The sequence below is a fragment of the Pseudoalteromonas sp. SG43-5 genome (assembly GCF_014164345.1).
Classification (GTDB): domain Bacteria; phylum Pseudomonadota; class Gammaproteobacteria; order Enterobacterales; family Alteromonadaceae; genus Pseudoalteromonas; species Pseudoalteromonas distincta.
The window spans coordinates 52591-65574 of sequence record NZ_JACJFA010000011.1; the positions used below are offsets into that span (position 1 = coordinate 52591).

Genomic DNA, 12984 nt, shown 5'->3' on the forward strand with positions numbered 1-12984 from the left:
ATGTTACACATCAAATAAATTGAATACAAATAATATATTGTACTTTAGCCCGCTTTTATTGGTTTTTAATAGTTAGAGCAGTAACTAATGTAAAATTATATTGTTTAAATATTGGTAAATTTTCTTAGCACCTTGTGTGCATTAAGTTGCGCACAGTACGTATGTTGTGAATAATTGGCAAGTCTTATTGTATAGACTTTAGTATTATTCATTTACAGCTGTTAGTACAAAGTAATTGTTTGTGAGTTTACTGTATATGTATTAATCGGCAATGAACAAATTCAGCAATCAATATTTAATATCAATAGCGTATACTTTAAGCATGCATTATTGTTTAGATGTAAACATTAAAAATCTTTAGTATCAGTATTATAGGGGAAGGTATGAAATTATCGCCATCAGTTAGCATTGAGCAAAGCGAATCCGGACTTGAGTTTATTAAAGTAGCTAGTGAAAAGTGCGACGCAAAAATATTTTTGCAAGGTGGGCAAATTACCGAGTTTATCCCTAAAAATAACAAGCCACTTATTTGGGTTTCACAAGAGGAAACCTATCAAGAAGGGGCGAGTATTCGAGGCGGTATTCCTATTTGTTGGCCGTGGTTTGGTACACACGCTAATGATGGGTGGCCTGCCCACGGTTTTGCGCGCACAAGCGTATGGCAAGCCGATGAAGTACACGAATCTGATGAGCAAATTACAGTTAGTTTAAAGCTCCCCATGAAACTTGTTAATACAACGTATTGGCCGCATCAGTGCGCATTAAAAGTTGAGTTTGTATTAAGTGATAAATTACAGGTTCGCTTAACGACCACTAACTTAGGTAGTGTGCCATTTAGCTTTACTCAAGCACTGCATACCTATTTTCCTACCTCAGATATTACAAACACCCATGTAGATGGTTTGCAAGGCGCGCAATATATTGAGTTTAGTGAAGGGCCATTTGTACAAAATGATGTTGTAAGCTTTAATCGCGAAACCGACATGGTTTATACACAAGCAAGTACAATGCAAAGCATTAATACGCCAGAAGGTGTTATTAATGTGAGCCGCGAAAACTCAAGTTCGTGTGTGCTGTGGAACCCATGGATAGAAAAGTCAAAACGCTTATCTAACTTTGCTGATGATGAATATAAAACAATGCTGTGTCTAGAGGCCGCTAATGTACTGACAGATAAAGTAACGCTTGAGCCAAAACAAAGCCACACATTAATAACCACCATTAGTTGGTAAGCTAGTCATAATTAAAAGCAGAAATAGGGACAAATAGTGTTTAACAATCAACAAATAATGGATTTGCCAAAGCATAGTGATATTAGCTTTAAGCCATTGGCTGATAAAGCCTTATTACATACACAACTTAGCTCGCTTCTGTTTTATGTACCGCTAATTGGAGCGCTTATTGCTGTTTGTTATTTTAATGAAGCCTTTGCTAATAATGCACAAACGTATTTGCTAATTGGTATGCCAATTTTGGTAGCCGTATCTATGGCGTACAACATAATAAGTGTGAGGTTGCGAGGTTTTGCAGTGCGAAATCATGACATTGCTTTTAAAAAAGGCGTTATTTGGCAACAAGTGACGGTATTACCTTTAGCGCGTGTACAGCATATGGAAATACACCAAGGGCCAATAGAGCGAAAACTTAGTCTTGCGAGCATTAAATTATTTAGCGCTGGCGGTGTAAGTGCGGATTTACAAATTAGCGGGCTAACCCATGATGATTGTAAAAACATGCGCCAATTTGTACAAAACTACCGCCAAGACGACGCAACTACTCAGGCAGCTTTAGTAGATGAGTAATACAACTATCGAAGATAAAGCCAGCCCTATTTACTGGCAAAAAGTATCGCCCTGGGCACTTTTATATTTTGTTGTGCACTTTAGTGTGCGCTTTGTAAAAGATGGCCTTTTAAACTTACTGCCCATGCTAGTCGTATTTGTTACTCAAGTAGAAAATAAATTGTTTTGGGCGCAGGTTGCAGGCGGTATTGCACTAATTTTGCTACTTGTTTACTCATTTTTATATTATTTAAATTTTAAGTTTAGTATTAGTAGCGACAACGAAATATTGCTTAACAAAGGTGTATTTAAAAAAGAGCGACTTACGCTTAAATTTGGCCGTGTGCAAAACGTTAATATTGCCGAGCCGTTTTATTTTACCCCCGTAAACTTAGTTAATTGTATTTTTGATGCAGCTGGTAGTGTGTCGCAAGAAGTTGTTTTACCTGGTGTCACTAAAAATTATGCACAGCAAATGCGGAAACAAATATTTGATTTTAAAGCGCAGCAACAGCAAGAAGCACCAAATACTGAACAAAGCGAAACAGACACTATCGAAAACAGCCTAAGCATTAGCAATAAAGAAATAGCCAAATTTGGTTTAATGTCGAATATGGCCATTTTTGCAATGGCTGCTTTGGCCCCTTTTATAAACCTAATTGTTGATTTTTTAGAGAAGCAAATTATTGCGAAAGTAGAAGGCTTTTATCAACAAGAGCTTGGTATGCTGGCCAGCGCTGCTACCTTTGCGATGATCACCTTAATTGGTTTGTTAGTTGTGGTGGCTGTAATGCTATCGGTGACTATGTCGCTTATTCGCTTTTATAATTTTGAGCTTTATTTTAAAGGTCAAAAGTTTAAACGTATTGCTGGCTTGTTAGAGCGCCATCAGCTTTCGATGAGCATGGATAAAGTGCAATCTATTGTTATTAAACAAAACCTAATGGGGCGATTACTAAAGCGATTTACCGTTGAGTGTTTACAAGCAAGTAGCGGCGGAATAGCAGCCGGTGTGGCGGCTAAAAAAAATAAACAAACGTTAGTATTACCTGTATTAAATAGCGAACAAGTTGATAGTGTATGCCAATGGATTTACCCGTGGTTTAATAGTAAAAAACTCGCTTTTAAGCGCGCAGAGCGAGCGCTTTTGTATAAAAATTTAGGCTTTTATTCACTGTTACCCAGTGTATTAGTGTTTGGCATTTGTTTTATTGCTGATATTAATACTTTGATAAGCCTTGGTGTTTTGGTGGTGTTTTCTGGCTTGGTGACTTTGTCGTATCAGCGTTATGGTTATTACATGCATGAGGATAATGGCCGATTTTACATGGTTGTACGCAAAGGTATGGTTGGCGTTCATTACCGTGTTTTTGAACTTTATAAAGCGCAAAGTGCGCGCAGTATAAGTACGTACTTAATGAGAAAGTCAGGCTTAAAAAGCCTGTATATACAACTTGCTTCAGGCTTTGCGTTTATGCCCTATATAAAGCAGCAAGATGCTGACTTTATTATTGATTTTACAATTAAGCAGATTGAGTCAGATACTCGCAGCTGGATGTAAATTACCCTAATAAAACATGTGTAAATACCCATTTTCACATGTTTTATTACACTTTCTTACTGCCCATGAAAGACATTTAATAATACCCTAGATGGTATTAAGGAATTATTTTAGGGACGCTCATGAAAAAAACACTTATCGCATCAGCTTTATTACTAGCAGCACCGATCTTTGCAGCCGATTGGCAAACTATTCATACCGAACATTTCAACATTCACTACAGTGTTGAGCATGCTGATTTTGCTAAATCAACTGCAGCAGAGCTTGAAATAGTACGCACCAAAGTGCTTGAGCAGCAAAACCGAGCACTTGATAAAACAGTTGATGTAGTGGTGTTTGATCCCCTAAATGCAGCAAATGGCTTTGCGCTACCTACCTCAAATAATCCTGTAATGGCACTTTTTACAACCCCACCACAATCCGACACCGTTATATCAAACAGCGCTGGCTGGCAGCAGTTACTTGTACTGCATGAATATATTCACTTAGTGCATTTAGCACAGCCTACACGCAATCACTGGCAGCAAAAAGTACGTGGCATATGGGATTTATACGACTTAACCTACAGTGATACGCCGCGCTGGGTAGCCGAAGGTTATGCCACATTGATTGAGTCTAAAATGACAGGTCGTGGGCGTTTGTTTGATAACTACTCAGAGTCAATACTGCGAGAATTTGCTCAACAGGGCGCACTGCCAACCTATGGGCAGTTAAATGGCGAGCAGGGCTTTATGGGCGGCTCAATGGCGTATTTAATGGGTAGTCGCTTTTTAAATTGGTTAGAGAAAAACTATTCAGAACAAACACTCGATAGTGTTTGGACGCGAATGCAAGGCGTAAAAACGCGTGACTTTGATGAGGCATTTAGCGGTGTGTTTGGGCAAAGTGCAGCCAAGCTATATCGCCGATTTATAGCTGAATATACCTATAAAGCAATGCAAATAGAGCAAGGGGAGCCGTTACTTAATAGTGAACTTTGGCTTGAGCTTAACTTATATGCAAGTAACCCAGTACTTTCAAAAGATGGTAGTAAAATTGCGATTGTTGAGCGAGATAAAGAGAGTAATACCAAGCTTATAATTTATAGCACGGATGACAACATTAAAGCGCAAGAAGAGTTTACTAAAGCGCAAAAAGAGCTACTCGAAAACGATGCACAAGATATTCCCGATACAGCGCCAAGTGTGTTTAAGCGCGAACAAAAACAAGTGCTTAATCAAATTAACCGAGCCGGTATTGCAAACCCGCAATGGGTAAATAGCACAACTTTATATTTCAATGCGTACAGCAATGAAGAGTCGGGTATTTATAACAAAGTGTCTGACATATTTAGCTATAACACTGACACTGGAAATATTACACAACTTACCGAACTTGCTGGTATACGACGATTTAGCGTAACCAGTAACGGCGAAACCTTGTATGGCGAGCAAATAAGAGATGGCTACTCTGAATTAGTAAAGGTTGATCTCAATACGCAAACCATCACACCATTATTTACAAAAAGCCTTGAGACAACTTACGATTACCCAATACTCAGTCCTGATGAAACTAAATTAGCTTATTTATCAACGTCATTAAATGAAAACTGGCAATTGTATATACAAGATGTGGGTAGTAATAAGCAGCAATTAGTATCTATGCCAAACGGGTATCAATATTTAAGTCAGCCTAGCTTTAGCCATAATGGCGAGTCACTTTACTTTGTTGCAGGTTTAAATAGCGCTACTGATATTTATAACTACAACATAGAGAGTAAAACACTCAGCAAGTTAACTCAGGGGCAGGAAGCCGTTGCCCACCCGATTGAAATGGCTGATGGCTCGTTACTCTATTTTTCGATAACCGCAGATGGGCCAAATGTAAAAACACTGCCAAAAGCTATAAACAGCAGTGTAGTTACTGAACTTTCGGCTAATAAAAAAGCACCGCTGCTCATTGTAAACGAACATACGCTTCCAAAAGCTAAAATATATACGCACCAAACAACGCAGCAAACAAATTACAACGTACTTGACCAGCACGCTACTTTTGCACTAGGGACGCAGTATTATTCGGCTTCTACCAGTTTGTTAGATGTAAGTATTAAAAGTAGCGACTTATTAAAACAGCTCGACTTGCAAGCGGGATATAGCACTGATTTACACGATGGAGCACTGCACGGTGGTTATGTGCAGGCAAAATATAATGCGCTTGATGTAAAACTAAAACTTGCACTGTTTGACTATGATTTAAATACATCGCGCCAGTACCAAGCAAGTTTAAATACCGACATAGATGCCCGTGGTGGTTTTGCTGCAGTAAGTTACCCAGTTAAATTTGGGCAGCTAAGTTTAACGCCAGAGATTGCCTACAATTACACTGATTATAAACAACGCCATAAAAATTGGACGCGTTTAGGCGTTGCCCAAAATTGGCAATATGATCGTCAAGACTTTGTAATAGGCCAAAGTATTTATGCAAGTTGGTACGATGGCAGTAGTAAAAGTAGCAATTGGCAAGGTTACGATTTAGCCGCCAAAATTTTTGGTAAAGCGTTTGGTATTCCTCTTTATGCAAACTTTGATCAAAAGCAACGTGATGACAGCAGCCTTGCATTAGGTGGCTTTAGCTCAAATCTTATTAATCAGCAACAAAGTAGTGATTATGTACTTTCATCGGAGCTGCCTTTTTACAGCGCAGCTGCAAAGCGTTATCAAGGTTATGGTGGTGGGTTTAGCCTAAAAGAAGGTATGCCGTGGCTTTATTACAAGCAACATCAACTCGACGACACCGTATACGCACAAAGCTACGGCTTAAAGTACCAAGGTGACTTTAGTTTTGGAATGGGACCTGCTGGTGTAAACGATTTAACGTTTAATATGGGACTGTCGCGAGTAGAAGGCGACAGTTTTGAGGATGAAATGCGAGCGTGGCTGAGCTTTTATTATTCGCTATAAATATCAATTGACTAAGTTACTTATCCATCTGCAAGGATAGTAACTTAGCTTGATATACATCGATTTTTTGGTTATCACGTTCTAGTTCGATAGCTTTCTCAAGTAAGGTTTGTGTTTGTTTAATATTACCTTGTTGATAGCGAACTTTTGCGAGTTCCAAGTATAACTCAGCAATGTAAGGCGCTTTAGTAATAGCTTGCTCAAGGTGTGCTTTAGCCTGATGAGCGTGGCCAGCTTGTAAGTTGTTTTTAGCGATTACTAGTAATTCGTATGGGTCTTTTTCTTTATTAACTAATTGTGAAGTGAGCTCTTTGACAAGCTCTTTGTCGCCTAATTTTTTAGCTAAAAGCTGATAGTTGCTGATTAAATTAATACTTATTTCATTATTACTAAGTGCTGTTTGATAGATGTTTTTAGCGCTTTGTAAATCACCAGCCCGACGATGCAAAATGCCCGCTATATTAAATAATTTAGGATCATTGGGAGTGTATTTGTTTGCTTGTAGAATAAGTGAGTAAGCAATATCCAGCTGTTTGTCTGCTAGCGCTGTTGCAGCTAAATTACTGTAAAACTTAGAAACTAAATCGTTATAATCTGCACTACTTGAATAAAAGCTGCGACGGGTAGGAAAGTAGTCGATTAAGGTGCCCGCTCTGAAAAATTCAACAATATTATCATCCTTTTTATCTACTTTTGGGGCGTATACTCTTGTTCTAAAGTGGCTTGCTACATAAACAACATTATTTTCTTTTGCGTATACAGGCTGACTTGTTACTTCTTGAAAGCTCGTTTCTAATCCGAGAGCTTGTGCATAGCTTTGTGTTAAAACAGCTAAGCTAATGCAGTTGCCTTGCGAAAGTTTTAAGGCTTGGGCTGAAGTAAGTGTATCGCCGTGGTATTTAAAGTTAGCTAAGTTGCTTTCGAGGTAGTTGTAAATAATACGGTCATGACGGATTTCAGACTGTTTTTGTTTTTCGGCATAGGCTAAAAATTTTTCTTTTTCAGCATTTGGCAGCTCGAAAATACTGTACTCAGAAGGAGTGTCGAGTTTATTAAACAAAGAATGGTTTAATAGTTGTTCAAGCTCTATTTGTTGTTCTACTTGGTGAACCTTGGTTGTGTTACATCCAACTATATAAAAAAGTAATACAGACTGCTATTTTATAAAACATCATAAACCCACTCCATTGTTAAATTTTACATTACAATGTGGTGGGTTTTTAATCAAGCACTTGCTGTACTGCGTTTACTTGAGCGATTTTTTTGTGATTGTTTTTTACGTTTACGGCGGGTAAACCACAAGTAAAAACCAGTACCTGCTAGCCACACTGGGCTCAAACCAATTACGCACCACAGTATTTTACTTATTAGCCCTGCAAAGTAGCCAAAATGAAGTTTTCTAAAGCTATCAATTACTTGCCAGCCAACGCCAACTTCGCGAATATCCCAGTTAGTTAAATGTTCGCCTGTTTGCTTATCGTAGCTAACCGTATTGGCATATTCGCTCGCAAGTGGGTTATTTGTATCGACTTCGCCGAATAAGGTGATATTTTCGTCAGGCTCGAGTGGCATAACTAAAAACGTACCATTAAAAGTGGGTATTTGCTTTTTACTGTCATCGAGTATGTGTTGAAACGAAATATCGCTACTGTGCAAGTTTTTGGTTAGTACAAAGTGCTCTTCCTCAGCGTGTTCAATAACTTCGTGATACCACACCGCCCAGTTAAAGTAGCCACCTGTGATAGCTAAAATAATAATGATGGGCGACCCTATCACCCCCGTCATTTTATGAATGTCGCTAAGTACAATTTGCAGTGTTGCACGCCAGCGCACACTAAATAGGCGCTGCCAAAATTTACGATAAATAATAAGTCCTGTAATACCTAATACCAATAAAAACAGAGCAAAAAAGAAGCCAAGTACTGTGCCTGTTTGACCTGGCAGGTTTTTAAAGTCGTTAAGTAAAAAGGTGTAATGCAGCTCTAAAAACCAATCAGTAAAATAATGGCTGGTACCAACAGGCTCTGACAAAATGTCACCCGTATACTGGTTTAAATGAAACTTATACCATTGCTCTGTCCCGCGTTTAACTAAGTAAACCCGATCAGCAGTATCATCGTTAAATATCTCCCAACTACCTACTACATACTCAGGGTAAGCAAGCTCTGTTTTTGCGATTAATTTGTCGATTGGCATGCGCTCTGGCAGTGCTTTTACAACATAGTGACTGCTTGGCATAAGTAAGCCATCTATTTCACTTTTAAAAACTAATACGCTCCCTGTAATACTAATAACAATCAAGGGAATGAGAGCTATAAGAGCGATCCAACTGTGAATTTTAAAAAGAGTTTTTCTCATAGATAGTTTTATATATTGCAGTTAATGACTTGCGCATGATAACAACTATCATTTTCATTTAATAGCTTGTGAGTAGGTTTTCTATTAAATAGGTAAACCGTGAACTTAATTCTACGGTTTTTGTATACCTAGCTTTCCAGTACCTAAAATAAGAATATCTTATTTAGTTGAGTTAAATTTACGCGGCTCTACAATGCCGCGCTCATAGTAAAAGCCTTTTAAAAACAGATGTTTATTAAATGTTTTTATTTCTGTTTTTAATTAACATTTATATAACGAGCGAGGTTGCTTTGGCGCATTATTTGCCTATATTGTCTTCTTTTATTTTGGTTTTTAGTTTTTTACCATTACTAAACAAAATTCGAAAAAATCGTAGTGTCTCTGGTTTGTCACTATTAATGATGACATTTGGATTAGCACAAAGCCTTTATTTTATAACCTACAATATTTTCTTTGAGCGCTATTATATTGCGTTACCATTTATTGTAACCGGTGCGTTAAGCGGGCTTATTTTATATTTTTTTGCACGTTTCAATGCAGCTAAACGAGAACGTGTACAGCTGGTTACTATGCTAGGTTTTTCGTTACTGCCTTTTTCACTGCTTTTAAATTCAAGCCTTGATACTGCAACGGTATTAAGCGCTTTAACGTATGTTGGTCTTGTGATGAGTTCGGTACGTGTTATGCCGCAAACTTATAAAACATTGCGTACGGGTAATGTGAGTAATTTAAGCGCGCGCTACTTTAGCTTGCAGTTTATTGCTGGTATTTGCGGCTTAGTTGTTGAGCTTACAACAGCGGCTCCAAGCACGGCGCACTTACTTATGTTTATTATGCTATTGCTTACCAATGCTGTGCAATTTGGTTGTATGCAATATTATAGAATGCGACCTGTAATGGCTTAAAGCAAAAATAAAAGTGCTAATTTAGTTTAGGTATGGCAGTTTTAAGCTATTAATCATTACAAAGTTTAAACAATGCAATTAACTATTCATCAAATTGATGCATTTACGAATGAGTTATTTAAAGGTAACTATGCGGCAGTGATCCCACTAGAATCGTGGTTAAGTGACGATTTAATGCTAAAGATTGGCGCTGAGAATAACGTATCTGAAACTGCTTTTACCTACCAGCAAGACGATGGAAGTTTTGTTATTCGCTGGTTTTCACCTTTGATGGAAATCGACTTTTGTGGTCACGCCACACTTGCGGCTGCCTATGTTTTATGTGAAGAGCATAACATATCGCAAATTCGCTTTGTTGCTGATGCGGTGGGCGAGCTAATCGTTAATAGAAACGCTGATGGCAGCTTTGCAATGACCTTTCCTAAGCAAGCACCGATTGAGGTACAAAATGTACCGCAGCAATTGCTTGATGGCTTGTCTATACAACCGAGTAAAGTACTTAAAAATCGCCAAGCTTACTTTGCTATTTATGAAAATGCCGATCAAATACTTGAATTAAAAACTAACTCCGAGCTTTTAAAAACGCTTTATCCACTAGATGTAGTGGCTACAGCTCCAAGTGCTGAATATGATTTTATATCTCGCTATTTTTGGCCTGCAAGCGGTGGCGACGAAGATTATGTAACGGGCTCAATTCATACTGGCTTGGCACCTTACTGGGCGCAGCAATTTGGTAAAACTACGTTAAGTGCTTATCAGGCTTCAAGCAGAGGCGGGCATTTAATTTGCAAAGTGAATGATACAACCGTCACTTTGACCGGGCATGCTGTAAGGTATTTAAAAGGCACTATTTATATTTAAACTGTGAATTAAGTTATAAAAAAGGCCACGTAAATCGTGGCCTTGGTTTACTCAATTAGTAGAGGTATTTTATGCTTCTAGCGCTTTTGCAATTAAGCGATCAATATATTTCTTATGCGCTTTAGTTGCTGTATCTGCACCCCAAGCAACACTGGTATCGGCTATTTGAGTTAGCTGATATAACGCTGCTGTTTTAGCCAAGTTATCGTATTTGCTTGCTTTGCCAAGACCAGCAATTGCAATTAACTGGTTAACATACTCAATTTGTAAGTTGTGACTAATAGAGTTTGCGTCTTTGCTTTTCACGAAAATGCTGGCGGTTAAATCTTCCATAAACTGAGTTAGGCTATATTCGTTACCGTACAGAGCTGTGTCAGAAATACGCAGTAATACCGCTGGGTGTAATAGCTGTGCAAGTACAGACTTTTGCATTCCTAAAATCATTTGGTGTGCTTTAGGGTCTTCATTTTTGCCGTAGTGATTAAAGCCACGACGTTGCAGCTGTAAGTAGCTATAAAGAGGTTGCATATTTTGTAGTACATCTGGCGCAAATACAAACTTGGCTAGTATATCCATTGCTTGTGTTTGACGCTCAAGCGATACCGGTGTAAATGGTTTATCTGCATTTGTATCACCCACTACAGCGCGCTCAACGTATACGCCACCAATCTGGCGAGAAACCACACCTGCTTGAGCTCGGTACTGACCAAATAAGCTATTAGCAGAGGTAACAAGCTGTTGGTAAGACTCACCTTTAACCGTTGCTTTATCTTTTAGCTCAGTAAATAGTTTATTAATTAGTGCCATACGATCTGCGCCATAGGCAGCAGGGTTTGACGACAAATCACCAATCATTACACGTGGATCGATATGGCGACCTGGTGCGCGCATATCGTCTGCATCGTTACCAAAGGCAAGGGCATGTTCACTTGAACGAGCAAGTATTTTTTCAAGTCGAGCTTGCTCAGAAGCTTCATCTGCAAGCGCTACGCTGTAGCCATAGTTAATTGCCCAATCATCGTAAGGACCAGGTTTTGTTTGAAAAATATCACCTTGCTGCATACCAATTGGGGCAATGTTAGCGGGTGCATAATCCATAACAGAACCGGTTACTATGCCTTGGGTTTTGTTTTTATCGTATACTTCTTTTTCATCCCACAAAATTGATGATTTCATATTATGGTTAAGACCTAAAGTATGGCCAACTTCGTGAAGTACCAATTGCGTTAGACCTTGGCGAAGCATTTCTTTATCTTCAATTTTGTCGCCGCTAGCAAGGCCTTTGGCAAGCATTAGATTTTGTTGAATCTCATGCCCAAGAGAGCAATTTAGCTCGCCGGTATTTGTTGTTTCACCGTGGCTCATTGTTCCTTGTGTGAAAAGCGTGTCGTAAATCCAGCGGTTTTTCATAAATACAAACTCAAGCATAATGTCTGAGCCCAGTATTTCGCCTGTTAATGGGTTAGCAAGTGCTGGCCCGTATCCGCCAAATGGAGGCTTAGGTGACGAAGTCCAACGCAGTACGTTGTAATTGATATCGCCCGCATCCCAGTCTGCATCGTCTGGTTGTACTTTTACCTCTAAGGCATTTTTAAAGCCGGCTTTTTCAAAAGAGGTATTCCACGTTAAAACAGCGTCACGAATAGTATCGCGCCATTCAATGGGTGTGGTGTTTTCTATCCACCAAGTAATTGGTTTTACTGGCTCTGAAAGCGCTGCACTTGGGTCTTTCTTTTGTAAGTCCCAGCGTTTTATAACATCTTGATAAGGTGCCCAATCGGTAGATGTCATTTGATCAAATTGATTTGTAAAATAACCAATGCGCGCATCATCCATACGTGGTGCGTAGTTATTGCTAGGTAGAGCGACAAACGAGTGCTGAACTTTTACCGATACGCTACGCGGGTCGCTTACTGCATTTGAGCCACGTACCGTTGGGCTTGGGTTAGTAAATACGTAATCAACAACTACGTCTAAGTTATTAGGATATGGACGCTGTTTAATAATTCGTGATTTTTTATCGTCTAGTTTACCTACTTTAAAGCGTTTTTTAGCGTTTTTATCTGCTGGATTTGGCGTAGGTGATACTTTGTGAAGTGCTTCGCTTAAAAATAACTTATTTACATTAAATGCTATTTTACCGTCTTCTTCTTTTTCTATTTTAATGCTCGCAAGTACCGCTTCACTAATATTGGCATCACTCGCTTTTGAAATTGCACTGCTTTCGTCAAATTTGTAGCGAGGTGTTTTGCTAATAATATCGATACGGTCAAAGTATTTTCTAAATTCAATTAACTTAGTTTCGCGGTACGAACCACGATAATGGCCTGCATCTGTAACGCCATCGACAGTGTGCGCAAAATACACAAACGGCGTATTGAGTTGGGATTCGTTAATCACCATAAGGTGCTTACCGGTTTTTTCGTCTTGATAAAGGCTAAATATACCGGCAAATTCGGTTTGTCCTTTGATCATTTCGCTAAGTGTTTTTGACTCTTTTTCGTCTTTTTTATCGGCTGCAAATGCATGGCTGCCAAACGCTAAGCTAAGCGCAAGGGTGATGGTCGTTAATTTCATTT

8 protein-coding genes and 1 pseudogene are annotated in these 12984 nt (G+C 38.8%); 6 read left to right on the plus strand and 3 right to left on the minus strand.

Annotation, left to right across the window (positions count from 1 at the left end; all coding sequences use genetic code 11):
- The first annotated feature begins 383 nt into the window (after positions 1–383).
- The 4 genes from H5161_RS12610 to H5161_RS12625 all read left to right on the plus strand — a co-directional run bounded on the left by H5161_RS12610 (position 384) and on the right by H5161_RS12625 (position 6281).
- The gene (locus H5161_RS12610) at positions 384–1232 is read left to right on the plus strand and encodes a D-hexose-6-phosphate mutarotase (RefSeq protein ID WP_182769440.1); all 849 of its coding nucleotides are present in this window, start codon (positions 384–386) and stop codon (positions 1230–1232) included.
- A 36-nt stretch (positions 1233–1268) separates the two neighbouring features.
- Complete coding sequence (locus H5161_RS12615) at positions 1269–1802, plus strand: PH domain-containing protein (RefSeq protein WP_182696060.1); 534 nt, start codon at positions 1269–1271, stop codon at positions 1800–1802.
- On the plus strand, positions 1795–3342 hold the full coding sequence (locus H5161_RS12620) for a PH domain-containing protein (RefSeq protein ID WP_182769441.1): 1548 nt from the start codon (positions 1795–1797) through the stop codon (positions 3340–3342). Before H5161_RS12615 ends, H5161_RS12620 begins: the two co-directional genes overlap by 8 nt.
- 122 nt (positions 3343–3464) lie before the next feature.
- Positions 3465–6281, plus strand: a complete 2817-nt coding sequence (locus H5161_RS12625) for a hypothetical protein (protein WP_182769442.1) — start codon at positions 3465–3467, stop codon at positions 6279–6281.
- Positions 6282–6297: 16 nt separating this feature from the next.
- Here H5161_RS12625 and H5161_RS12630 read toward each other — a convergent pair.
- Together H5161_RS12630 and H5161_RS12635 are read right to left on the minus strand one after the other, a co-directional pair.
- Positions 6298–7456, minus strand: a pseudogene (locus tag H5161_RS12630) (tetratricopeptide repeat protein).
- 49 nt (positions 7457–7505) lie between these two features.
- Positions 7506–8639 carry a PepSY domain-containing protein gene (locus H5161_RS12635; RefSeq protein WP_039486942.1) on the minus strand — a complete coding sequence of 378 codons (1134 nt, stop codon included), beginning with the start codon at positions 8637–8639 and terminating at the stop codon, positions 7506–7508.
- A gap of 290 nt (positions 8640–8929) precedes the next feature.
- Here H5161_RS12635 and H5161_RS12640 point away from each other — a divergent pair, with 290 nt between their 5' ends.
- Both H5161_RS12640 and H5161_RS12645 read left to right on the plus strand, forming a co-directional pair.
- Complete coding sequence (locus H5161_RS12640) at positions 8930–9544, plus strand: PQ-loop repeat-containing protein (RefSeq protein WP_182720423.1); 615 nt, start codon at positions 8930–8932, stop codon at positions 9542–9544.
- 72 nt (positions 9545–9616) lie between these two features.
- Entirely contained in the window at positions 9617–10405 is a 789-nt protein-coding gene (locus H5161_RS12645) for a PhzF family phenazine biosynthesis protein (RefSeq protein WP_182769443.1), read from the plus strand.
- Between the two features lie 69 nt (positions 10406–10474).
- Here the strand turns inward: H5161_RS12645 and H5161_RS12650 are convergent, their stop codons facing one another.
- A complete protein-coding gene (locus tag H5161_RS12650) occupies positions 10475–12982 on the minus strand; it encodes a zinc-dependent metalloprotease (protein WP_182769444.1) in 2508 nt (835 codons plus the stop codon).
- Positions 12983–12984: the final 2 nt, after the last annotated feature.

Coding starts and splice junctions, on each gene's coding strand:
- H5161_RS12610 (WP_182769440.1), top strand. CDS start 384: ATGAAATTATCGCCATCAGTTAGCATTGAGCAAAGCGAATCCGGACTT.
- H5161_RS12620 (WP_182769441.1), top strand. CDS start 1,795: ATGAGTAATACAACTATCGAAGATAAAGCCAGCCCTATTTACTGGCAA.
- H5161_RS12625 (WP_182769442.1), top strand. CDS start 3,465: ATGAAAAAAACACTTATCGCATCAGCTTTATTACTAGCAGCACCGATC.
- H5161_RS12635 (WP_039486942.1), bottom strand. CDS start 8,639: ATGAGAAAAACTCTTTTTAAAATTCACAGTTGGATCGCTCTTATAGCT.
- H5161_RS12645 (WP_182769443.1), top strand. CDS start 9,617: ATGCAATTAACTATTCATCAAATTGATGCATTTACGAATGAGTTATTT.
- H5161_RS12650 (WP_182769444.1), bottom strand. CDS start 12,982: ATGAAATTAACGACCATCACCCTTGCGCTTAGCTTAGCGTTTGGCAGC.